A 22,730-nucleotide genomic window follows, 5' to 3' on the forward strand; every position below is an offset into this window, starting at 1 on the left:
CGCAAGATCGACATGGCTCATGCGTCAGCTACGGGCTGTCGCAAGATCGACATGGCTCATGCGTCAGCTACGGGCTGTCGCAAGATCGACATGGCTCATGCGTCAGCTACGGGCTGTCGCAAGATCGACATGGCTCATGCGTCAGCTACGGGCTGTCGCAAGATCGTGCGCAGCTTGGCCGGCTCCGCTCTCCGCGGATCGCTGAGGTAGATCTCGTGGTGTTTTCCGACCATCTTGAGGCCCTGATCAGGAATGAACTCCTCGTGCATGTACCGCAGCAGTTCGGCCTCGTCGTCGTAGGCCCCGACGTGAAGAGCCTGGACGCAGCGCCCCTCCGACAGAGCCTCCAAGCGGAGATCGCCGAGTCGCGTGGGTCGATCTTTCATGCCGACCTGCTCGACCGCATCAGTGAACATCTCGGCTGTGATCCAGTCGGGAACCATGATCATCAGAGTCCACTCCCACTGCGTCTTGTCCCGAGCGGTGGTGAAGGTGCCCATGTCGTCGGCCCACCACAGGCCCTCTAGCGGCATCACGACGTAGTCACGGTCAAGGTTTCTCTTGCTGGCGAATTTGAGCTTGTAGGCCACTGGGTAGAGTGCCGAGACCGCGTCCACATAGGCGGGCGTGTTCGGATCCCCGTAGCCATCGATCATGAGGTACTCCAGGTCCGGCACATCAATGACCTGCGGTGAGTTGCGCTTCGCCGTGTAGCACTCCAGATCCCGCTTGAAGTCGAGCTTGGCTGTCACGAGTTCTCCTGGACCGACAAGAGTCACGATCATGTAGACCCTCGAAGCCTTCCGTGTCCCGGCGCGCCTGTCACGGGCCGAGCGGGGGAGCGGCAAGCGGTCGCCGAAGGGATCACGGACGTGGACGGGTTCGTCTGCGCGCTGACGCATTCGGCCGGTCAACGCCTCTCCGTCGACGGGCCGGGTAGCCGGACCCGGCGGCCGCGAACCTCGCCGAGTTCGCGGTGGAACGTCGCCTTCTCGGCAAGAACCCGATCACGTCGCTGGCGTGGAAGGCGCCGAGGACGGCCAAAGGCGTCGACAAGCAGGGCGTGGTGAACCCAGTGCAGGCGCGTGCCTTGTTGGCCGCTGTTCGGCAACAGACGCCGAGCGGGCCGAGGCTGGTGGCCTTCTTCGGGGCGATGTACTACGCCGGCCTGCGCCCGGCAGAGGCGGCGAAGCTGCGCCGATCCAACCTGATGTGGCGGAAGGCGCGGATCACGGCGCCGAGCCCGGAGGAGACGGTCTCCCGCTGGCCGGTCGACCCTACGACCTGCGGCACGCAGTTGTGTCGACCTGGCTGAACGCGGGTGTGCCGTCGACCCAGGTCGCCGAGTGGGCCGGACACAGCGTCGGGGTGCTGCACCAGATCTACGCCAAGTGCATCGTCGGCCAGGAGGACGCCGCCAAGCAGCGGATCGCCGCGGTGCTCGGGGAGGCGCCGGGTGGCTGAAACTTCGGTACTGCTGCTCAGCCGAGGGTGCCCCCGGTGGGACTCGAACCCACACTGTGACCCTTTTAAGGGGAGCCACTCCCCCGGTCTGATCACGCTCCTGACCTGCCGGTACACGCGCTCCAAGGTCGAGCCGTCCCGAACTTTGGCACGTATTCGGCACACGGGCGGTCGGTCTGGCCTCCGGCGATCCACTGTCAACGCGCCCTTGACGCCTCCCCGCGGGACCGGCCAGTCCGCTCGCCCCGGGTGCCTACTCCTCCCCCGCTCCCTCGTACAGGCCGCTCTCCTCGTCGTGTCGGGTGGGTCAAGGGTGCCGCAGGCATCGCGGAGCGACGGCGAAGCCGCCCTTGACGCGGCCGGCACGACGTGGACGATGATCGGCCGAGGGAGCTTGCCCTAGATCACATCACCCGCCATCATTCCTCCAGTGACCGAAGCAACTACGGACGTCATCAATGATTTTCGCAACCTACTAAATGACGCGGCCGCCGTTTTCGGTATCTTGCGTAGTTCACTTCCATTTACCTCCAGACAACTGACAGAGTTTGCGCGAGCTGCAAAGATGCGGCAAGAGGATCTAATACACCTCACAGCCATAGGTCGATCGCCGAATGACGGGCCTGGTGACGCCTTCGCAGCTTGGCCATTGAAGCGCTTGCCGGAGAACTTGGCCAACGATGGCACAATTGCCCGTCAGGCGGGACATCAGTGGGTTGTGAGCGTTTACCACTTGTGGGAAAACAGGTTTCGCGAGGAAATCGCGCTCGATCGTGGCCTGAATAAGAAGAACGACCTCCTGAACCAACACATGGCAGACCTCGCAAAGATTCGACATGACATCTTGAAGTGCCGAGGTGTCGCGACAAGCAAGAACTCTGGGAAGTGCGTGGACCTCAGATGGTTCAACGTGGGCGACGAGATCTTCATCCAAGACTGGATGGTCTACGAATTCATGGAGGCTTTCGGCCTCGTGTACCCCGGCTCGGGCGAACTTGATCCGGATCAGATCCGCTACAAGTTCCACGGTATCGTGCAGTCACCCGTCGAACTTCGCGCCGAAGTCGCCGAGGACCTCCTATTTGGAGAGATACGTTCGCTGAGCGGCCGACCCGTCCAGCTCGACTCGCTGCGAGATATCTTTAAGGGTTTCGAGTTTTACGTTGACGGTCCAGGAGGCGGAGGCACGGCACGCGGCGTGGACGTCTTTCCCGTAGAGGGCAACGACAAAGCGGCAACTCTAGTTGCATACGCAGGTCGAGACTTTGTACAGAAGGTTCGCGATGGCCGCGCCTCTGCAAATCTCCCCCTCGGGGCCAGCGTTCCTCGCGTAGAGACGCGACGAGCGGTGCCTACGAGGTGGACTCGCGGCCCCGAGGTCGTTGCAGAGGCACTCGCACCCGTTGGCCACTGGTACGACCTGGAGCCGTACGAGCAAGCGATTGGCACCTGGTTACCCCTGGTCTCTGATGTGGGTGACATGTACGAGGGTCAGCTCAGGGCAGCCGTACACGGACCACGAGATCGGCGGCGACTACTACTCACGCTTTCACTGGACGAGACAGTGGCCGCACATGTCAAAGGACGACAAGCACAGCTCTACGTCCCGCTTGATCTACACGGCTGAACGCGAGGCTCCACTAGATGGCGCGCCATGCTCGCTGGTCACCGGTGGTCGCCTGATCGAGAACGGGCGTCTTTGGCGGCACGAGCGTGGACGGGTAGCCGAGTCCCGCCGGCCGCGACCGGGCCGGAGGTAGAGGGAGTGGACGGCGGGGCCGGCGTAGCCGGCCACGCGCGCCGCCGCCAGGCGGCGCCCTTGATCTAATAGAGGCGAGTCCGGCAGCTGTTGACGACAGTCGCCGTCGAGTCCCGGGGATGGCTGACGTTCCGGCCTCAGGTGATGCTTGACGTTCGGGCCTTGATCGCAGATGCCAGACTGGCGTCTAGCCCTGCACTGGCACGACATACTTAATACCTGACGCGACCTTCATATCAAGGACGGTGATAGCACATGACGGTCCCTTCACTTGCATCGGTACTAAGAGAGGGCCGTATTGCGGTCGAACGCCACATCGACGCAATCGAAGGATCGGGCGGCAACTGGCAAGAAGAGACTGCATCCGAGATACTCTGGGCCAACACGTCACTCTCAGTTCGGTTTGCATCCTTCACTCGAAACCAAGAAAGCAAGGTAGGCGCAGATTGGCTCTGGTGGTGGCTCGACGCAATCGACGAGTGCTTCGGAATGCTGGTCCAAGCTAAGCGGTACTTTAAGCCCTCGAACAGGTGGACCCTTGACTTCAAAGGTGGTCCCGGCGGAAATCAATTGGCGCAGCTCATGCGCAGCGCCCGAGAACTAGAGGTCTGCCCACAATACGTCTTGTATAGGGGAAGTCGCGCGGATCTCGCGGCGATCTGCGGGAAGCAGCATCCAGGAGATTGTCCATTCAACTGTGAAGTCAGCACCGTTTCCGTTCTGCCGGCCCTCGAAGCGGAGCAGTTTTCATGGAATGGGATTCGCAGTGCGGCAGATTTAGCGCTTCAGACGGCGATACCGCTTGAATATCTGGGCGATTCGACGACCGACGGTGGCGCCGTCTACGACTTCCACTTGTATGGTATCTCGGAGGAGCTCCGTGCATTATTAAGTGAACCCCAGCGCGGCGCGCGTCATGTAGCGAAAGAAGTGTTTCGGATTCTGGCGGAAGCCCGGACGAGGTCGTTTAGTGAAGCTGCACCAACACTTCGCCTGGCGCCGGCGGGCGAGCAAATATTCACAGAGCTCCCCGACGACCGTGGCCACTTTTCAGACGAGTACTATTCAAATGTTTTTCGTGGCCTCCGGCGGACCCCGCCACCCTATGTATCTGAGTTTCTACAAACAGGCGTCCGACCGCCAGGGCTTCCAGAATCGATCGCCGGAATGGTTGTTCTCACATTCTAGGCCCTGTCAGAGCCGAAACGATAGTCTAGAAACCCCGGGTCATAGAGAGCGGATTGGGCAACGGTCGCCGACATTTGGACCGCTAGGCGCAACCGGTGTCCGTCCTAGTGTTCGTCACTCGCGCGTGGGCGCAACGGCGAGCCCGGTGTGAATGAAACATGCGGGTCAACGATTGCGTGGAAGTTCTCTCGGAATGAGTTCGCGATGCTTTGCAAGGATGCATTCGAGCGACTTGGCTTGTCAACGACCCACATGATCGCTTCTGCACACGTCACAAACGTTCCGGCGACGACTTCCATTGAGAACACGCCAACGTAGTGCGGCACTAGCTGGTTTAAGCCTTTGTGCACGACGAAGTCGCGCGGCACCGACTCTGCATGGACGGCCCAATCGCGCACACGGTAAGCATTATTGATGTTTCCCTTCAGCCTTGAGCGAATACCTCCAGGTATTCGAGCTGCGCGAAAGATTGCGTCAGAGACCCAGGTTGCCCTAGACGTACGACGCCTGCGGCGGCCATCCAGCTCTACTTTATCTATAGTTATGTGCGGTTGTATTAACCCGTAGAAGCCGTCGAGGGCTAGAACGCTCGCAGTTATCGCCTGAAGTGAAGACTGAAACTCGTTTAGCAAGGCCGAGTTCTCGGCGTCGTTGTCACCAGCGATCGTGGCCGCACGTAGGGCTTTTCTGTGCGCTCCTACCTCGGTCGAGCGGGCCACGGCTATTTCGAGCCAGTCCAACCACGTGCTTGAAGAGCCCAAAATCTGTCGCACTTCACCAAATGGACTGCCATCGGCGCCAAACCCGAATACGAGCCCACCTTCCGGAATTGTTATTGTTGTGCCGCGAAGTGATCGGATTCCGGGGCGAAGAGCGTCTGATTGACGGTCTGGACGGTCGTCCTCACTCACTCGTGCTTCCCAGTTCGGTCCGGCTAAGCCTGCATCAACTGCACGCCGTCATGCGTTCTTGTCGCGGCAGCTGACTCGCCGAGTGCGTCATCGATGCGTATCGCATAGGCCGGATCCATTAAGCCAACAACCTCGGAGGGGTTGACCCATCGGACCGTCACGGCTTCATCGGTAGCGCTAGGACGAAGGGAAAGCGGCCGGCAGCGAAAGACAAGGGCCACAACGCCTCGCGTCATGTTCTTGTATACTCCGGTGAGTCTCTCGACCTCTACAGATATACCAGTCTCTTCCGCAATTTCGCGACGGACGCCAGCTTCAAACGATTCTGACAGTTCAAGGACGCCGCCTGGCGGCTCCCAGTGCCCGTTGTCTCTACGTTTGATCACGAGGACGCGCCCGTTGTCGTCGACTACGACCCCGGCCACGCTCACGGAGTGTTTCGGCGTCTCTGGCATCCCTGGCATCTCTGTCGACGACTACGTGTGACAAGATTCTACTGGTACAGACGTCCAGGGAAGTGACAGGTCGTGATCCAGCTCGACCAGCTCGACCGCTCTGATGACCGGTCGCCGTACCTCCAGATCGCCGCCGCGCTACGCGAGGCGATCAACGTGGGTCGGCTCGGACCGGGCGATCGGCTGCCGTCGGAGAGTGAGCTGACCGGCTTCTACGGGGTCGCGCGCATGACGGTGCGGCAGGCAATCCAGGAGCTGAAGACCGAGGGCCTGGTGATGGCAGAGCACGGGCGGGGCGTGTTCGTCCGGTCGGCGCCGGTCGTGCGCCGGCTGGCCTCGGAGCGCTTCGCACGCCAGCATCGCGACCGCGGCAAGGCGGCGTTCCTCGCGGAGGCGGAGAAGGTCGGCTACCAGGCTGGCGTCGACAGTATCCGCGTCCACGAGGCGCCCGTTGCGGCGGACGTGGCCGAGCGCCTGGGGATCAAGGCCGGCGATCCGGTCGTGGTGCGCGAGCGTCGGTACCTGGCCAACGGTGAGCCGGTCGAGACCGCCACCTCCTACATCCCGGCCGAGTTCGCCCGCGGGACTGCGATTACCGAGAACGACACCGGCCCTGGCGGGATCTACGCCCGCCTGGAAGAAGCCGGCCACCCCCTCGCCCGCTTCGTGGAGGAGGTCGCCGCGCGCATGCCCACACCGGCCGAGCGCCGCGCGCTGCAGCTCGGGCCCGGCGTCCCGGTTCTCACCGTGGTGCGTACGGCATTCGATGAGCAGGGCGTGGCAGTGGAGGTCTGCGACACCGTCAAGGCGGCGTACGCCTACGTCCTGGAGTACGACTTCCCCGCTCGGTGACACCTGCAAGGCCCTGACCAGCCCGCCACCTTAACTAGCTTGTCTAGTCGTGTAGGCGTGCACTAGCTTGTCTAGGGGAGCACGAACGGCTCCCACGACAAGGAGACGCAGACATGGCGATCAACACGCGGTTCAAGGTCAGTCACGGCGACGTGTTCCCGCACGGGGCCTTCGTGGTGTCGGAGGTGGAGCCGGTGCGGGACTGGGACAAGTCCTCGCCTGGCAAGTCGGTGCAGGCCACCGACAAGGAGACCGGTCACCTCGTGTGGTCGGTGTCGGTACTGGATGCCGACCCGGAGGCACGCAAGGACTCCAAGACGCTCACGGTCAAGATCTCGGCCCCGGTCCAGCCAGTACCGCCGGAGGCGATGGCCGGGCTTCCGTTCCGCCCGGTGGAGTTCGACGGCCTCACCGTCACCCCGTACGTCAACGAGAACGGCGGTCGCGCTCGGGTGGCGTTCAGCCTGCGCGCGACCGGGATGCGTGCCCCGGAGGTCGGCTCTGGCAAGCCGGCGCCGCGGGCGCACAGCGGCGAGAACGCCGCCTGACATGCACAGCGGAGGGGAGCACGGCTGGCACCGCGCTCCCCTCCTGATCTTCCGCAACACCAACCCCTGGCAGGGAATCCGAGTCCACGGAAGGACGCCCACGGTAATGCGCACCCTCACCGACCACAGCCCGGTCCCGCCGGCTGCTGACCCGCTCACTCGGATCGCGGCCGCCCTGGACGACACCATCACCCAGATCCACGTCGTGATCGCGATCCCGCACGGCACCAACACCCACAACGCCCACCGCGCGGCGCTGCTGGCCCGGCTGCACGCCCGGCAGGCCGGCTGGTGGCAGCTCCTGGCCCGCGCGGCAGTCACCGACCTGACGCGGGTGCACCCGATGTACATGCGCGCGGCGCTGCGGGCGGCACACAAGGCTCGTGACGACGCCCGGTTCTGGCGTGACGTCGCCGCGGACTGGACCGCCCGCGCCGAGCACCGCCCGACCTCGGACGCGGCTGGTGCCCTGTCGAGCTGGGACGAGCTGGGGGTGACGGCATGACCCGCACCGACTGGCGTCGCGCTGCTGTGTACGCGCAGGTCGACCCGGAGCTGTTCTACCCCGTCGACGAGACCCCGCGTTCGCCCGCGATCGCTGCGGCGCTGCGGGTGTGCGCCGGCTGCCCGGTCCGGGCAGTGTGCCTGGCCGACGCCCTGGCCTCGGAGGACCCGGCCCGGCGATGGGGTGTCATCGGCGGCACCACACCCGCCCAGCGCACGCTCCTGTTCGCCGCTGCCCGCCCGAGCGGTGCCGACGGTGGGGCGGTGGCGGCATGAACCGGAAGCCTCGCTCCACCGTCAAGGGCTCGTCGACATCCGGTCGGGGGCGGTGGGTGGTGGAGAACGACGAGTTTGCCGCGTTCTCCCGCCGCATCGTGCGCATCGCTGGCCGGCGTGTCGCCTCGGGTGATGTGGATGCGCTCCCGGAGCTTGCGGCGTTGTCGGCCGCGGTCGATGCCGCGATCACCGATGCGGTGACCGGGCTGCGCTCGGCCGGCTTCTCGTGTGGCGAGATCGCGCCCCGGCTCGGGGTGACCCGGCAGGCCGCGCACCAGCGCTGGTCCGCCACGACCGTGGGGGAGGTGGCGTGATGTCGGGGCAACTCGTGTGGCTGGTGATCCTCGGCGGTGCCGGGATGTGGGTGCTTTACAAGGTCGGCCAGTTCATTACCAACGTTCTGGAGGCCTTGGCTGCGATCGCCGTGGTGTTCGTGACGGCGTGGCTGGTGGTGAAGGCTGTCTACCGCGGCGCTCGGTGGCTGTACCGGCACCCGCGCTCTTCGGCCGCCGGCTTGGCCGCGCTGTTGTGGATGTGGCTGTTCGGGCTGGTCTCGCTCGTCATCACCGCGGCCGTGGTCGCGGCAGCGTTCGGGGTGTGGCGCTGGTGGGACCTGGCCTCGTTCGAACCCTGGGCCGGGCGCCGGCTGCGCGGCTGGTGGCAGCGGTGGATGGTCTACGCCCGGCACATGCCCGACTGGCTGCGCGCTTGCGGGCTCACCGTCGCCGACCAGGGCGGCCCGGTCACGGTTGCGGTCACCCCGTTCCGCCGGACCGCCGTCGCGCCGAAGGTCAACCCGCGCCGCGAGCAGACCCCGCGGATCGTCACGGTGCGCTCGGGTCCGTCGTGGGATGAGGTGCAGGTGCGCCTGGTGCCGGGGCAGACCCCGGAGGACTACGACCAGGCCGCCCGCGCTCTGGCCGTGGCCCGCGGGGTGTCCCGGTGCCAGATCCGCGAGCTCGGCCCGGACCTGGTCTCCATCGACTACCAGCGCGTGGATCGCCTGGCCGAAGTGGTGGCGTGCCAATCGCTGATGGCGCTGCGGTCGGTGCGCGGGGAGGACATCGACCTGCGGAAGGTGTGGTCCGGGAAGACCGAGTACGGCACCGACTGGACCCAGCCTCTCGTGGGCGGGCACACCCTCACCGCCGGCGCGACCGGCGCGGGCAAGAACAGCGTCGGCTGGGCACCCATCGTGTCCATGGCCCCAGCCATCCGCGATGGCCTGGTGCAGGTGTCGGCGATCGACCCGAAAGGCATGGAGCTGGCCTACGGGCGGCGGATCTTCTCCCGCTACGCCGTCACCTCCGCCGACGCCCTGGCGCTGCTCGACGACCTGGTCGACGGGATGGAGAAGCGCAAGGCTGAGTTCGCCGGCCACAAGCGGGAAGTCCCGATCTCGCGCGAGCACCCGATGGAGCTGCTGGAGTTCGACGAGATCGGCGCCCTGATCCGCTACGTCGGTGACCGCAAGACCCGCGAAGCGATCATCGACCGGGTCGCCCTGCTCACCACCCAAGGGCGGGCCCTCGGGTACACGGTGCGCGGCTACGTGCAGGAACCCACCAAGGACACGGTGCCGGTACGGGAGCTGTTCCCCCGCCGCATCTGCCTGCGGGTGGCCTCGAAGACCCACGTGGGGATGGTGCTCGGGGACCAGGCCTACGACCGCGGAGCGTGGGCCAACCGCATCCCCGAGTCCGTACCCGGTGTCGGGTACATCTTCGGGGAGGGCATCCGCGAACCGCTGCGCATCCGCGCCGGCTGGGTGCCGGACCTGGCGATCAAGATGCTGGAGGAGTTCGTCGCCGGCCCCGCGCCGCTCGTCGACGGCGGCAAGGTCCTGGCCTTGCCCGCTCCGGCGCCGGCCGAGCCGGAGACCTCTGGTGGTGCCGCGTGAGCGCCGTCGCCACCGCGGCGGTGGCGCCGATCAATCAGGACCAGCTCACCCGCGCGCAGAAGGCGCTCCTGTCGCTGTCCGGGGACGTCGCCCGGAAGCTCGCCGAAGACCACGGTGTCTGCGTCCGACCGTTGGCGCTGCGGCGGATCGACCTGTCCTCCGGTCGGGTCGACGTCGTGCCGGTGCCGTGTGGGTCGACGCGGGAGGACGTGTGTAGGCCGTGCGCGGACAAGGCTCGCCGGCTGCGGATAGTGCAGTGCCGGGAAGGCTGGCACCTCGAGGAAGAACCGATCCCGCCCCGGGTGGAGCCGACCGCGCAGCAGAAGGAGCTGATGGCCACCCGCTCGGACTTGCACGCCGCCTACACGCTGGCTCGCGCCCAGGGCGATGAGGACAGGTGCGAGGAGATCCGGGCCGTCGTCAGCGAGCTGGACGGTGAAATCCGCGCCCTCGGCATCCGCGGCCCACTCGCACCCCTGGACCCACCGGCCCGGGTGGTGAAGCGTTCGACCCGCCGCCGCCAGGACGCACCGAACCTGCCGCGCCGCAAGGTGGAGAACCGCACCGTGGGCCAGACCTTCGGCGGCCGGTATCGCCCGTCGACGTTCCTGACCCTGACCCTCGACTCGTACGGCCCCGTCGACGAGCACGGGGCAGCGTTGCACCCGGACCGCTACGACTACCGCCGGGCGGCTCGGGACGCGATCCACTTCCCGAAGATCGTCGATCGGTTCTGGCAGAACACCCGCCGCTGCGTCGGGTGGGATGTGCAGTACTTCGGCACCGTCGAACCGCAACGCCGCGGTGCACCGCACTTCCACGCCGCCATCCGCGGCAGCATCCCGCGCGCCGAGCTGCGCGCCATCGCCGCCGCGACGTATCACCAGGTGTGGTGGCCGGCGCACGACGAGATCGTCTACGGCGGGGAGCACATGCCGCGGTGGGACGACCGGTCGAAGGGGTTCGTGGACCCGCACACCCGGGAGCCGCTGCCGACGTGGGCGGAAGCCACCGACCCGGAGAACCTGACCCGGCCGGCGCACACCGTCACCTTCGGCGCCCAGGTTCACGTCAAGGGCATCCTCGGCGGGACCGAAGAGGCCGGGAGACATATCGGCTACCTGACGAAATATCTGACCAAGCACGTCGCCCAGGCCGCTGGCCTCGACGAGAACGCGCCAGCCCGGCTCCGGGAGCATCACCGCCGACTCGTCGCGGAGCTGGCCATCACGCCGTGCTCGCCGACGTGTGGGGTGTGGCTGCTCTACGGCGTCCAGCCCAAGGGCGCCCGGCTCTCCACGATCCCGGGGCAGTGCAAGGGCAAGGCGCACAAGGCCGAACACCTCGGCATCGCCGGCCGCCGCGTCCTGGTCTCGCGGAAGTGGTCGAACAAGACCCTCGACGACCACCGGGCCGAACGCGCCGCCTTCGTTCGGCAACTCCTCGACCGCGCCGGTGTGCGCCCTGGCTACGCCGTCGATGACGGGCCGTTCGAGTGGGAGAAAACCAAGGCCGGCGACCCGGACGTGCCCACCAGACCGGCGCTGCTGCTGCACGCGATCAGCCAACGACAACGCTGGAAGGCCGACTACGAAGCGGCCCAGACGATCGCGGGAGATCTTTCGGCAACTGAGGGGGCGGCGGCATGAGGGACGAGCGGCTGACGGTGGCGGAGGTGTGCGCGGAGCTGCGGATCGCGCGGTCCACCTTCTACGAGTGGCGGGCCAAGGGGCGGGCGCCGCGCTGCATCAAGCTCCCGAACGGAGATCTGCGGGTCCGACGCTCGGAGTTCGACCGCTGGCAAACAGCGCATGAGGACGCGGCATGATGGACGCCGAGACGAGCTACGACGTCAAGATCTGGAACCTGCAGAAGTACGAGGGCACCCGAACGACGAGCCATCGGGTGCGCTGGTCGGTCGCCGGCCGGCAGTGGCGACAGTCGTTCCGAACCTCTGCCCTGGCTGACGCGTTCCGCTCAGAGTTGGTGCAGGCGGCACGCCGCGGTGAAGCCTTCGTGGTGGACTCCGGCCGGCCGGTGTCGATGGAGCGGGCCGAACGGCAGGTGCCCTGGCTGGTGTTCGCGCGGGAGTACGCCGCGATGAAGTGGCCGCACCTCGCACCGAACTCACGGCGCAACACCGCTCGGGCGCTCACGAACGCCACACTCGCCCTGATCACCAGCGATCGGGGGCGGCCCGCCGATGATCTGCTGCGCAAGGCGATGACGAGCTGGGCGTTCAACATCGCCGCCAACCGCACCGGACCGCCGCCCGACGACATCGCCACCGCACTCGCCTGGCTCGAACGCACCACCCGGCCAGTCTCGGAACTCGAACGGCCGGCCGTTGCTCGGGCCGTCCTCGACGCGCTGACCGTCACCAACGCCGGCGAACCCGCGGCACCCGGCACGGTGCAACGACTCCGGGGAGTGGTCGTGAACGCCGCCGAATACGCGGTGGAGCGCCGGCTCCTGGCCCGGAACCCGATCACGCACCTGTCGTGGAAGGCGCCGCGCACCGTGCAGACCGTGGACCGACGTGTGGTGGTGAATCCCGACCAGGCTCGGCAACTGCTCGACGCCGTCGCCAGGGAGAAGCCCAGCGGGGCAGGGCTCGTGGCCTTCTTCGGCGCCATGTACTACTCGGCTCTCCGGCCGGCGGAAGCGGCGACGCTGCGGAAGTCGAACCTCTCCCTGCCTGAGGAAGGTTGGGGCGAGCTGGTGCTGGAGACCTCGACGCCGGCGGCCGGGGCCTCGTGGACGGACAGCGGGCACCGGCGCGAGGAACGTCAGCTGAAGCACCGGGCTCGTGGCGAGACCCGCGTGGTGCCGTCACCGCCGGCGTTGACCGCGCTCCTGCACACGCACCTGACGAACTTCGGCACCGGCGCGGACGGTCTGCTGTTCCGTGGCGTGCGCGGCGGGCAACTCGCGGAGAGCACGTATTGCCGTGTCTGGAGGAAGGCACGGGCCGCCTCCCTCTCCCCCGCCGAGAGCGCGTCGCCGATGGCACGTCGGCCCTACGACCTCCGCCACGCCGCGGTGTCGACGTGGCTCAACGCCGGTGTGCCGCCGACCCAGGTCGCCGAGTGGGCCGGGCACAGCGTCGCCGTGCTGCTCCAGATCTACGCCAAGTGCCTCGCCGGCCAGGAGGACGCGGCCCGCCGCCGCATCGCCGCTGCGCTCGGGGACGCCGAACTTTGACACGCATTTGCCACGGACAGCCGGTGACGACTCGTGCCCCCCGGACGCCACCGGACTGCACAAGATCGCCCGCCGGTCAGGAACACCCTGGTCGGCGGGCGATTTTGCTGGTTGCGGGTGGGTGCCCCCGGTGGGACTCGAACCCACACTGTGACCCTTTTAAGGGGCCTGCCTCTGCCGATTGGGCTACGGGGGCGCGCAGCCAGCCTACGGGGCCGAGCCACGCACCCCCGTCACATTCAGGCGCTCGGCCGGGCCGCAGTCGCGTGCGTCGTGTCGGCCAGCACCTCGTGCGCAGGCGGACCCGGGGGCCTCGGGTTGCCCGCCACCCGGCTGAACTCGGCACGCGGGTCGTGGATCTGGCCGAGTGCGACGACCTCGCGGCCCAGCACCAGCGCCCCGGTCCAGTCGAAGACGATCCGGATCCGGCGGTTCCACGTGGGCATCCGGCTCACGTGGTACGTGCGGTGCATGAACCACGCGACGATGCCGCGCAGCTTGATGCCGTAGATCTCCGCCACGCCCTTGTACAGACCGAGGCTGGCCACGGAACCCGCGTACGAGTGCTTGTACTGCTTGAGCGTCTTGCCACGCAGGTAGGCGACGATGTTGTCGCCGAGCACCTTGGCCTGCCGCACGGCGTGCTGCGCCGAGGGGCTGGTCGTGGCGTTCGGGTCGTCCTTCGACAGGTCGGGCACCGCGGCACAGTCACCCGCGCTCCAGACGTCGGGCATCCCGACAACCTGCAGGGCTGCGGTGCACTTGACCCGGCCGCGCTCGTCGCGGGGCAGGTCGGTGTTCTCCAGCATCGGGTTCGGCTTGACGCCGGCGGTCCAGATGATGGTGTCGGTGTCGAACTCGGTGCCGTCGTCGAGCTTGACGTGGCCGCCCTCCATCGACAGCACCCGGGTGTCGAGGTTGACCTCGATGTCCGCGTCGAGCAGCCGCTCGACGGTGTAGCGACCCATCTTCGGGCCGACCTCGGGCATGATCCGGTTGGCCGCCTCCACGAGCACCCAGCGGATGTCCTCGCGGTTGATGTTCTCGTAGTACCGGCTCGCGTAGCGGGCCATGTCGGCCAGCTCGGCCAACGCCTCGATGCCGGCGTACCCACCGCCGACCACCAGGAAGGTCAACAGCCGGCGGCGCAGCGCGGGATCGGCCGTCGTGGACGCCGCATCCATCCGCGACAGCACGTGGTTGCGCAGGTAGATGGCCTCACCGACGGTCTTGAACGCGATACCGCGCTCCGCGAGCCCGGGCACCGGCAGGACCCGGGCGACCGATCCCGGCGCCACAACCAGGATGTCGTAGCCGATCTTCGTGACGTGCCCGGCGGCGAGCTCGGCGGTGACCTCGCGACGAGCGTGGTTGATCTCGGTGACCCGGCCGGTGAGGTGGTGGCACTTCCGCAGCACCCGGCGCAGCGGAACCACGACGTGGCGGGGCTCGATCGAACCGGCCGCCGCCTCGGGCAGGAACGGTTGGTAGGTCATGTGCGACTGAGGGTCGATCACCGTGACCGACGCTTCCCCGCGGCGCAGCTTCTTCTGCAGTTGCAGAGCCGTGTACATGCCGACGTATCCGCCGCCGACCACGAGGATCCTGGTGTTGCCCGCCATACCTGTCATGTTCCCACCGGCGCCGCGATTGATCCCAATCGCGGAGGCCGAATCGTGTTACGTCACACCCGCTTTACGTGCAAGACCCCCGGCCGTGTGACCAGCACCACCGCGCGGTGGCGCTCAGGCTGCCCGCGGGCCGGCGGGCGGGGCGTCGAAATGCCTGCTCATGCGGCGATGACGACGGGCGGACACACCGCATCGAGGCTCGGCCTCTAGGAGGAGCAGATCGTGGAACTCGACCGGAATGGCCCCCCAACAACAGCCGGTAGCAACCGGGCTGTCGATCCCACCGGCAAATGAGACGAACCACCTGTATGGCTTCTTTCGGGTGATCCAATGGCCGGCCGGAACGCGAATTCAGGGCTGGCCTCCGCGGCGGTGATGGCCCGCGCCCGGACCGTCGGCGCGCGGCGAGCCGCCGCCCGGTCTCAGACGGTGACGATGCCGGCGTGGTCCGCCGCCGCGCGCAGCACGTCCTCCAGCATCGCGGGGGTGAGCCGGCCGGTGAACGTGTTCTGCTGGCTCACGTGATAGCTGCCGAACAGGTGCAGCGGCTCACGGCCGGGCGCGACCGGGGGCAGTTCGACGTGCGCGCCGTGCCCGAAGCGGGGCAACGGTCGGGGCACCGCCCAGCCCGACTCGGCCAGGACCGGCAGCAACGCCTGCCAACCGAACCCGCCGAGCACGACCACAGCGCGGACGGTGGGCGTCAACAGCGCCAGCTCCGCCGTCAACCACCGACGGCAGGTGTCGCGCTCGGTGGGCGTCGGCTTGTTGGCCGGTGGGGCGCAGCGCACCGGGGAAGACATCCGGGTATCGCGCAGGGCCAGCCCGTCGTGTGCGTGCACCGCCGTCGGCTGGTTCGCAAGCCCGACGGCGTGCAGCGCCGCGAAGAGGACGTCGCCCGATCGATCACCGGTGAACATCCGGCCGGTGCGGTTGGCCCCGTGCGCGGCCGGGGCCAGGCCGACGATCAGCAGCTTCGCGTCGGCCGGGCCGAAGCCGGGCACCGGGCGTCCCCAGTACTCCTGGTCACGAAACGCCGCCCGCTTCTCCACCGCGACCTTCTCCCGCCAGGCGACGAGCCGTGGGCAGGCCCGACAGTCGGTGATGGCGGCGTCGAGTTCCGGGATGCTGCGGAGCTTGCGGGGCGGCGGCATGGTCAGGCGATCGAGCGGGCGATACCGTCGAGGATGTCGTGCTCGCTGACGACGAGCTCGCCGATGCCGGCGCGGGCGTGCAACTCCTCGGCCAGCACGTCGACGATGAGCGCGCCGGCGCCGATCACGTCGACCCGGCCGGGGTGCAGCGCGCCGAGCTTTTCCCGCTCGTCGTGGGGCATGCCCAGCAGGTCACGGGCCACGCGGTGCAGGTCGTCACGGGAGAGCCGGGACAGGTGCACCGCCGCGGGGTCGTAGGCGGGCAGGTCCTGGGCGATGCCGGACAAGGTGGTGATCGTGCCGGCGACACCGACCCACGTCTTCACCCCGTCCAGCGGGACGGCGGCGAACGCGTCGGTCAGGATGCCGGCCGCGACCTCTCGCGCCTTCTCGACGTCGGCGGGGCTCGGCGGGTCTCCCGGCAGGCAGCGCTCGGTGAGCCGCACGGAGCCGACGTCGACCGAGTGCGCGGCGTGGACCTTCGCCTCCCCGTCGACCAGCGCGCCGACGACCAGCTCGGTCGAGCCCCCGCCGACGTCGACGACCACGAACGGGCCGTCCTCCGGCTCCAGGTCCCCGACCGCGCCGACGAACGACAGCGCGGCCTCCTCGTCACCGGAGATCACCTCGGCATCGACACCGAGGGTGGCGCGGACCATGCCGAAGAAGTCCTCGCGGTTCGACGCGTCCCGGGTCGCCGAGGTGGCGACCATGCGGACCTTCTCCGCTCCCTTGCGGCGCAGCACGGCGGTGTAGTCCGCGAGGGCGACGCGGGTGCGCTCGAGGGCCTCCGGGTCGAGCACGCCGGTCGCGTCGACGCCCCTGCCGAGCCGCACGATGCGCATCTCCCGGTGCACGTCACGCAGGGCGACCGCGCCGTCGAAACTCGTCGTCGCATCGGCGACGAGCAGGCGGATCGAGTTGGTTCCGCAGTCGATGGCGGCCACCCGCGACATGCGCTCTCCTTATCGGTCAAGGGAATCGAGATCGAGTCCGCCGCAACGGTACGCGGACCGTCGCGGAGCGCTCCTGCCTGTCACGGCACGGCTACGACTCCACTGCGACCGGCTTTCGCGCGGTTACCCTCGGCGCGTGGTCGAGCGGCGCCCGCAGGGCACGGAGCAGACCGAGGCCGTCGTGGCCGCGCCGGTCGGGCTCCCCAGACAGACCGGCAGTTCCCCGGACTCCCCGGGCGGGCGGGCCGCCGTACCGGCCGGGCGTCCGCCCGGGGCCACGAGACCCCCCGCCGCACCGCAGAGCAACGGAGCCGCGGCGCGTCCACGACCGGTCGCCCCGCCCGTCGGCACCGACCTGGGCACCCACGAGGTCACCAACCAGGTACCCTCGCTCGCCGGTTTCGACCCGACGGCCTGCGACCCCGCACTCGTCGACGCGGTGCGCCGCGAGGGCGCCGGCGACGCGCTGGCCTACCTGCGGGAGCTCGGCCGCATCGTCGGATCGGCGGCGGCGCGGGAGGACGCCCGGCTGGCGAACGAGAACTCGCCGGTCCTGCGCACCCACGATCGCTACGGCCACCGCATCGACGAGGTCGAGTTCCATCCGTCCTGGCACCGGTTGATGGAGATCTCGGTGGGCTGGGGGCTGCACGCGGCGCCCTGGCAGGCCGAACCGGGGTCCGGCGCACATGTCGCGCGAGCAGCCGGTTTCTACCTGATGGGGCAGCTCGAGCAGGGACACTGCTGCCCGATCTCGATGACCTACGCGTCGGTGCCGGCGCTGCGCCACGACCCGGACCTCGCGGCACGCTTCGAGCCGGGCCTGATGTCGCGGCGCTACCAGCCGGGGCTCGCCCGCCCCGACACGAAGGCCGGCCTGCTCGCCGGGATGTCCATGACCGAGAAGCAGGGCGGTTCGGATGTCCGCTCCGGCACGACGGTCGCGACCCCCATCGGGTCATCATCGGACGGCACCTACCAGCTCATCGGGCACAAGTGGTTCACCTCCGCGCCGATGAACGACCTGTTCCTCACCCTCGCCCAGGCGCCGGCCGGGCTGACCTGCTTCGTACTGCCGCGGGTGCTGCCGGACGGGACACGCAATCCGATCCGGTTGCAGCGGCTCAAGGACAAGCTGGGCAACCGCTCGAACGCGTCGGCCGAGATCGAGTACGACGGGGCGACGGGCTGGCGGCTCGGCGAGGAGGGCCGGGGCGTCGCGACGATCATCGAGATGGTGTCGATGACCCGGCTCGACTGCGTGCTCGGCTCCGCGTCGACGATCCGGGCCGCGCTCACCGAAGCCGCGCATCACGTTGCGCACCGCAGCGCGTTCGGGACCCGGCTGGCCGACGCACCGCTGATGCAGGCGGTCGTCGCCGACCTCGCCCTGGAGTCCGAGGCCGCCACGAGCCTGGCGCTGCGGCTGGCCGGCGCGGCCGACCGCGGCGAACGGGACCTGCTGCGCCTCGCGCTGCCCGCGTCGAAGTACCTGGTGTGCAAGCGGGCCCCGGCCGTGGTGGCCGAGGCCCTGGAGTGCCTGGGAGGCAACGGTTACGTCGAGGAATCCGGGCTACCGCGGCTGTACCGGGAGGCGCCGCTCAACTCGATCTGGGAGGGCTCGGGCAACGTCACCGCCCTCGACGTGCTGCGCGCCGTGACCCGCGAACCGGACTCGGTGGAAGCCGTGCTGGCCGAGATCGACGCCGCCGCCGGCTCCGACACGTGGTTCGACCGCGCCGTCCGCGAGCTGCGCACCGAACTGCGCGCCCGCGAGGAGCGGCGGGCGCGCCGGCTGGCGGAGATGCTGGCGTTGTGCCTGCAGGGTTCACTGCTGCTGCGGCACGCGCCGGTGGAGGTGTCGTCGGCGTTCGTGTCCTCGCGGTTCCTGCCCGACGGCCCCTGGCGCACGGCGGGGACCCTCCCCGCGGAGGCCCACTCCCGAGCCCTCCTGGAGCGAATCTCCCCGGCCTCATGACTCACGCCCCTGGAAGGGGCGGTTCACTCTCCCGGATGTGTCGACTCGCGGCAGGAGGCGCAGGGGCCTGCCGCCCACCACTCCCCGACCTCGGCCAGGGCCTCGTCGCCGAACGGGTTCACCCCCGGACCGACCGCCAGCGCGTGGGCGGCGTGTACGTGCAGGCACTTGACCCGGTCGGGCATACCGCCGGCGCTGACCTCGGTGCCCAGCGACTCGATCGCGTTGCGCTCGGCGAGGTACGACTCGTGCGCTCGCCGGTACGCCGCGGCCAGTTCCGGGTCCTCGGCCAGCCGGTCGGTCATCTCACGCATCCGGCCTTCGGCCTCCAGCGTGCCGAGCCGCGCCGCGAGCCGCGAGCAGGTCAGGTAGTAGAGCGTCGGGAACGGGGTGCCGTCCGCGAGCCGCGGCGCCGTCTGCACCACCGAGGGCAGCCCGCACGCACACCGGTGGGCCACCCGGCGGACCGCGCGTGGGGGCCGGCCGAGCTGTGCGGCCACGGCCGCGGCATCGTCGTCGGAGATACCCGGAGCCGGCTCCGGGGACGGGGCGTTCATCGTGGTCCCTCTCCGACCTCGTGCCACAGCCGCTGGTACCAGGGCACGCCGTCGAACCGATCGAGCGCCGCCCCGGTGGCGGGCGGCGGGGGCAACTGCACCACGTAGGGCACCTCACCCGGGCGGGCGTACCCGAGCCGGGACCGAGCGTCCGCGACGACCTGCTCCGGGTCTGACAGCCGTGCGCGCTGCCGGGTCAGCTCGTCGACCTGGGCGGCCAGGATGCGCTGCCGCTCGGACACCTCGGCCAGTTCCTGCCGCTGCGCCACGTAGTTGCGCAACGGCACAGCCACCGTCAGCGCCAGCGCACACACCACGATCGCGAGCACCGCGGCGCGCCGCGTCGACGACAGCCCGAGCAGCCCCGTCGTCGCGGCGACCATCCCACTCGCGCGCGAGCGCGTCCGGGTCAGCCGCGGCTCCCGGGTGCGTCGCGTCGTGACCGAGGCGCGCGGGCGGGCCGTGCCACGGCCCGCCCGGACCCGGTCGCCCCGGGTCCTCGCACGCTCCTCGGTCACGGCCACGCACTCAGCTCTCGGGCTGGGACACCGAGTAGCGCGGGAAGGCCAGCTCGCCGGCGTAGCGCGCAGCGTCGCCGAGGGCCTCCTCGATGCGCAGCAGCTGGTTGTACTTGGCGACCCGCTCCGAACGGGCGGGCGCGCCCGTCTTGATCTGACCGCACCCGGTGGCCACCGCGAGGTCGGCGATCGTGGTGTCCTCGGTCTCGCCGGAGCGGTGGCTCATCATGCTGCGGTAGCCGCAGGAGTGGGCCAGAGTGACGGCGTCGAGGGTCTCCGACAGCGTGCCGATCTGGTTGACCTTCACCAGCAGCGCGTTGGCGGCCCCGCGGGCGATGCCCTCCTCGAGCCGCTCCGGGTTGGTCACGAACAGGTCGTCGCCGACGAGCTGCACCTTGTCCCCGAGCGCCTCGGTCAGCGCCACCCAGCCGTCCCAGTCGTCCTCGGCGAGCGGGTCCTCGACGGACACCAGCGGGTAGGACTCGACCAGTTCGGCGTAGACCTTGGCGAGGTCTGCGGAGGTCAGCTCCTTGCCCTCGTAGCGGTACTTGCCGTCGGAGTAGAACTCCGTCGCGGCGACGTCCAGCGCGAGGACGATGTCGCGGCCCAGGACGAACCCGGCCTTCTCGACCGCCTCGGCGATGAGGTCCAGCGCCGCCCGGGTGCCGCCCTCCAGGTCGGGCGCGAAGCCGCCCTCGTCGCCCAGGCCGGTGGCCAGGCCGCGGCTCTTCAGCACCGACTTCAGCGAGTGGTAGACCTCGGCGCCCCAGCGGACCGCCTCACGGAACGACTCCGCGCCGATCGGGGCGATCATGAACTCCTGCACGTCGACGGACGTGTCGGCGTGCGCGCCGCCGTTGAGGATGTTCATCATCGGCACCGGCAGCACGTGCGCGTTCGGCCCGCCGACGTAGCGGAACAGCTCCAGACCGGACGACTCCGCGGCCGCCTTGGCCACCGCGAGGGACACCCCGAGCAGCGCGTTGGCGCCCAGCCGGGACTTGTCCGGGGTGCCGTCCAGGTCGACGAGGCGCTGGTCGACCAGCCGCTGGTCGACCGCCTCCATGCCGGTCAGCTCGGGACCGATCTCGTCGAGGACCGCCGCGACGGCCTTCTCCACACCCTTGCCGAGGTAGCGCGCCGGGTCCGCGTCGCGCAGTTCGACCGCCTCGTGCTCACCGGTCGACGCGCCGGAGGGGACGGCCGCCCGGGCCAACGTCCCGTCGTCCAGCGCGACCTCGACCTCGACCGTCGGGTTGCCCCGCGAATCGAGGATCTCGCGTGCCCCGACCTGCTCGATGACCGCCACCAGTGCTCCCGTCCAGCGTCTGATCTGAAAGATCCGGTGCGCCAGGGTAACCGCCGCGCGTGTCGACGCCGTGCAGGAACCCATGAGATCCGACGGGGATCACCCAGGGATCGCACAGGACGACGGGCCGCAGCCATGTCAACCCCTCGCAGATCGTCCGCCGGACACCTAACGTAGGAACGACCATGACGAGCCAGCCCGGGTCGAACAACGTCTTCGAATCGTTCCGCCGTGCGGAGATGCTGCTGGCCGACCGGCGCCCACTCGACGCCCTGCAGGCCCTGCTCCCCGTGCTCGACAGCCAGCCCAACCACGCGTCGGTGCAGCTGCTGGCGGGACGCGCCTATCTCGACTCCGCGCAGTTGAACCGCGCCGAGGAGGCGTTCGTGAAGGTGCTGGAGCTGGACCCGGCCGATCATTACGCACGGTTCGCCCTGGGCAAGGCCCTGCAGCGGCAGAACCGTCTCGCCGAGGCGCTGGCCCAACTGAAGATGGCCGCCGCGATGGACCCACGCCCGGAATACCAGGAAGCCCTCGGCGAGGTGCTCGCGCGGATCGCCGTGGATCGGGCCGAGCCGGCCTGACTACGCACCGCAACCCCAGGGCAAACCGGACGATCCACCTCAAAAGCCTCTGAGCAGCCAAAATTGCTGCTTCCGGAGGAGCATTGGGCAAGCTAGCCTCACTCCCGAATTACTGAGGCTCCCCTAATCGTGGAGTCACGGAGGGGGGACGGCGATGCTCGGCAACGCCCTGATCGGACTGCGCGAGGGCCTCGAGGCGTCGCTCGTGGTCAGCGTCCTGGTCGCCTTCCTCGTCCGCACCGGCCGACGGTCCGTGCTGCCGAAGGTGTGGCTCGGCGTGACCATCGCCGTCGGTGTGAGCATCGGGGTCGGACTCGTGCTGGCCCTCACCGCGCAGGCGCTGACCTTCACCGCGCAGGAGACGTTCGGCGGGGTGCTGTCGATCGTCGCCGTCGGCTTTGTGACGTGGATGATCTTCTGGATGCGCCGGGCCGCCCGGTCGATGTCGGGCGAGCTGCGCGGCAGGCTCGAATCGGCCATCGAGGTCGGCCCGGTCGCCGTCGTGGTGATGGCCGCGCTGGCCGTGGGCCGCGAGGGCCTCGAGACCGCCGTGTTCTTCTTCGCCGCCGCGCAGGCTGCCGGCCAGACCCTCGAGCCGCTGATCGGTTTCCTCGTCGGCATCGCGGTCTCGATCGCGCTCGCCTACCTGCTCTACCGCGGCGCCGTCCAGATCGACATGGCGAAGTTCTTCACGGTCACCGGCGTCCTGCTGATCTTCGTCGCGGCCGGGATCCTGGCCTACGGCGTGCACGACCTGCAGGAGGCCGGGGTGCTGCCCGGGCTCACCTCGCTGGCATTCGACGTCAGCACCGCCGTCCCGCCGGACTCCTGGTACGGCACCCTGCTCAAGGGCGTCTTCAACTTCTCCCCGCAGACCACCGTCCTCGAGGCCGCCATCTGGGTCGCCTACGTCGCCGTGGTGCTGATGCTGTTCCTGATCCCGCGGCGCAGGCCCGCTCCCGCCGTCGCCGCCGCCTGAGCC

General features: G+C 68.7%; 24 protein-coding genes and 1 tRNA gene. 16 read left to right on the forward strand and 9 right to left on the reverse strand.

Features of this window, described 5'->3' with window-relative positions; all coding sequences use genetic code 11:
* Positions 1–134: 134 nt before the first annotated feature.
* A complete protein-coding gene (locus HF519_RS02415) occupies positions 135–752 on the reverse strand; it encodes a GyrI-like domain-containing protein (protein ID WP_312859852.1) in 618 nt (205 codons plus the stop codon).
* 224 nt (positions 753–976) lie between these two features.
* Between HF519_RS02415 and HF519_RS30205 the strand changes: the two genes are divergently transcribed.
* The 4 genes from HF519_RS30205 to HF519_RS02430 all read left to right on the forward strand — a co-directional run bounded on the left by HF519_RS30205 (position 977) and on the right by HF519_RS02430 (position 4,411).
* The gene (locus tag HF519_RS30205) at positions 977–1,315 is read left to right on the forward strand and encodes a site-specific integrase (RefSeq protein ID WP_211169436.1); all 339 of its coding nucleotides are present in this window, start codon (positions 977–979) and stop codon (positions 1,313–1,315) included.
* Entirely contained in the window at positions 1,300–1,464 is a 165-nt protein-coding gene (locus tag HF519_RS30210; RefSeq protein WP_211169437.1) for a hypothetical protein, read from the forward strand. Before HF519_RS30205 ends, HF519_RS30210 begins: the two co-directional genes overlap by 16 nt.
* 718 nt (positions 1,465–2,182) lie before the next feature.
* Positions 2,183–3,091, forward strand: a complete 909-nt coding sequence (locus tag HF519_RS02425; RefSeq protein WP_169409959.1) for a hypothetical protein — start codon at positions 2,183–2,185, stop codon at positions 3,089–3,091.
* A 387-nt stretch (positions 3,092–3,478) separates the two neighbouring features.
* Entirely contained in the window at positions 3,479–4,411 is a 933-nt protein-coding gene (locus HF519_RS02430) for a DUF6615 family protein (protein ID WP_169409960.1), read from the forward strand.
* 934 nt (positions 4,412–5,345) lie between these two features.
* Here the strand turns inward: HF519_RS02430 and HF519_RS02435 are convergent.
* On the reverse strand, positions 5,346–5,786 hold the full coding sequence (locus tag HF519_RS02435; protein ID WP_312859853.1) for an NUDIX hydrolase: 441 nt from the start codon (positions 5,784–5,786) through the stop codon (positions 5,346–5,348).
* A gap of 63 nt (positions 5,787–5,849) precedes the next feature.
* Between HF519_RS02435 and HF519_RS02440 the strand changes: the two genes are divergently transcribed.
* The 9 genes from HF519_RS02440 (at position 5,850) to HF519_RS02480 (ending at position 13,061) form a co-directional block, all read left to right on the forward strand.
* Positions 5,850–6,629, forward strand: a complete 780-nt coding sequence (locus HF519_RS02440) for a GntR family transcriptional regulator (protein ID WP_169409962.1) — start codon at positions 5,850–5,852, stop codon at positions 6,627–6,629.
* 113 nt (positions 6,630–6,742) lie between these two features.
* Positions 6,743–7,177, forward strand: coding sequence for a plasmid replication, integration and excision activator (locus HF519_RS02445; protein WP_169409963.1), 435 nt, complete (start codon positions 6,743–6,745; stop codon positions 7,175–7,177).
* 106 nt (positions 7,178–7,283) lie between these two features.
* On the forward strand, positions 7,284–7,682 hold the full coding sequence (locus HF519_RS02450; protein WP_169409964.1) for a hypothetical protein: 399 nt from the start codon (positions 7,284–7,286) through the stop codon (positions 7,680–7,682).
* Positions 7,679–7,957: a WhiB family transcriptional regulator gene (locus HF519_RS02455; protein ID WP_169409965.1), complete on the forward strand. Its 279-nt coding sequence runs from the start codon at positions 7,679–7,681 to the stop codon at positions 7,955–7,957. Before HF519_RS02450 ends, HF519_RS02455 begins: the two co-directional genes overlap by 4 nt.
* Complete coding sequence (locus tag HF519_RS02460) at positions 7,954–8,271, forward strand: hypothetical protein (RefSeq protein WP_169409966.1); 318 nt, start codon at positions 7,954–7,956, stop codon at positions 8,269–8,271. The genes HF519_RS02455 and HF519_RS02460 overlap by 4 nt, the downstream gene beginning before the upstream one ends.
* The gene (locus HF519_RS02465; RefSeq protein WP_169409967.1) at positions 8,271–9,857 is read left to right on the forward strand and encodes an FtsK/SpoIIIE domain-containing protein; all 1,587 of its coding nucleotides are present in this window, start codon (positions 8,271–8,273) and stop codon (positions 9,855–9,857) included. Before HF519_RS02460 ends, HF519_RS02465 begins: the two co-directional genes overlap by 1 nt.
* Positions 9,854–11,506 carry a replication initiator gene (locus HF519_RS02470; RefSeq protein ID WP_169409968.1) on the forward strand — a complete coding sequence of 551 codons (1,653 nt, stop codon included), beginning with the start codon at positions 9,854–9,856 and terminating at the stop codon, positions 11,504–11,506. Before HF519_RS02465 ends, HF519_RS02470 begins: the two co-directional genes overlap by 4 nt.
* Positions 11,503–11,685, forward strand: coding sequence for a helix-turn-helix transcriptional regulator (locus HF519_RS02475; protein WP_169409969.1), 183 nt, complete (start codon positions 11,503–11,505; stop codon positions 11,683–11,685). Before HF519_RS02470 ends, HF519_RS02475 begins: the two co-directional genes overlap by 4 nt.
* Positions 11,682–13,061, forward strand: coding sequence for a tyrosine-type recombinase/integrase (locus HF519_RS02480; RefSeq protein ID WP_246242237.1), 1,380 nt, complete (start codon positions 11,682–11,684; stop codon positions 13,059–13,061). The genes HF519_RS02475 and HF519_RS02480 overlap by 4 nt, the downstream gene beginning before the upstream one ends.
* A gap of 122 nt (positions 13,062–13,183) precedes the next feature.
* Here the strand turns inward: HF519_RS02480 and HF519_RS02485 are convergent.
* The 4 genes from HF519_RS02485 to HF519_RS02500 all read right to left on the reverse strand — a co-directional run bounded on the left by HF519_RS02485 (position 13,184) and on the right by HF519_RS02500 (position 16,802).
* A tRNA-Leu gene (locus HF519_RS02485) sits at positions 13,184–13,257 on the reverse strand.
* Positions 13,258–13,300: 43 nt separating this feature from the next.
* Positions 13,301–14,692, reverse strand: a complete 1,392-nt coding sequence (locus HF519_RS02490) for an NAD(P)/FAD-dependent oxidoreductase (RefSeq protein WP_438826373.1) — start codon at positions 14,690–14,692, stop codon at positions 13,301–13,303.
* 422 nt (positions 14,693–15,114) lie between these two features.
* Positions 15,115–15,846: a uracil-DNA glycosylase gene (locus tag HF519_RS02495; protein ID WP_169409971.1), complete on the reverse strand. Its 732-nt coding sequence runs from the start codon at positions 15,844–15,846 to the stop codon at positions 15,115–15,117.
* 2 nt (positions 15,847–15,848) lie between these two features.
* The gene (locus HF519_RS02500; RefSeq protein WP_169409972.1) at positions 15,849–16,802 is read right to left on the reverse strand and encodes a Ppx/GppA phosphatase family protein; all 954 of its coding nucleotides are present in this window, start codon (positions 16,800–16,802) and stop codon (positions 15,849–15,851) included.
* A gap of 355 nt (positions 16,803–17,157) precedes the next feature.
* Here HF519_RS02500 and HF519_RS02505 point away from each other — a divergent pair, with 355 nt between their 5' ends.
* Complete coding sequence (locus HF519_RS02505) at positions 17,158–18,780, forward strand: acyl-CoA dehydrogenase family protein (RefSeq protein WP_169410035.1); 1,623 nt, start codon at positions 17,158–17,160, stop codon at positions 18,778–18,780.
* 23 nt (positions 18,781–18,803) lie between these two features.
* On the opposite strand, the gene HF519_RS02510 is transcribed toward HF519_RS02505, so the two are convergent.
* The 3 genes from HF519_RS02510 to eno are packed head-to-tail and all read right to left on the reverse strand — an operon-like array spanning position 18,804 to position 21,164.
* Complete coding sequence (locus HF519_RS02510; RefSeq protein WP_169409973.1) at positions 18,804–19,337, reverse strand: DUF501 domain-containing protein; 534 nt, start codon at positions 19,335–19,337, stop codon at positions 18,804–18,806.
* Entirely contained in the window at positions 19,334–19,861 is a 528-nt protein-coding gene (locus HF519_RS02515; RefSeq protein ID WP_312859854.1) for an FtsB family cell division protein, read from the reverse strand. The genes HF519_RS02510 and HF519_RS02515 overlap by 4 nt, the downstream gene beginning before the upstream one ends.
* Before the next feature lie 4 nt (positions 19,862–19,865).
* Positions 19,866–21,164: a phosphopyruvate hydratase gene (gene eno, locus HF519_RS02520; protein ID WP_169409974.1), complete on the reverse strand. Its 1,299-nt coding sequence runs from the start codon at positions 21,162–21,164 to the stop codon at positions 19,866–19,868.
* Between the two features lie 185 nt (positions 21,165–21,349).
* Between eno and HF519_RS02525 the strand changes: the two genes are divergently transcribed.
* A complete protein-coding gene (locus tag HF519_RS02525) occupies positions 21,350–21,748 on the forward strand; it encodes a tetratricopeptide repeat protein (protein ID WP_169409975.1) in 399 nt (132 codons plus the stop codon).
* A 154-nt stretch (positions 21,749–21,902) separates the two neighbouring features.
* The gene (gene efeU / locus HF519_RS02530; RefSeq protein WP_169409976.1) at positions 21,903–22,727 is read left to right on the forward strand and encodes an iron uptake transporter permease EfeU; all 825 of its coding nucleotides are present in this window, start codon (positions 21,903–21,905) and stop codon (positions 22,725–22,727) included.
* Positions 22,728–22,730 lie beyond the last annotated feature (3 nt).

It is taken from the genome of Pseudonocardia bannensis, assembly GCF_012911875.1.
Classification (GTDB): domain Bacteria; phylum Actinomycetota; class Actinomycetes; order Mycobacteriales; family Pseudonocardiaceae; genus Pseudonocardia; species Pseudonocardia bannensis.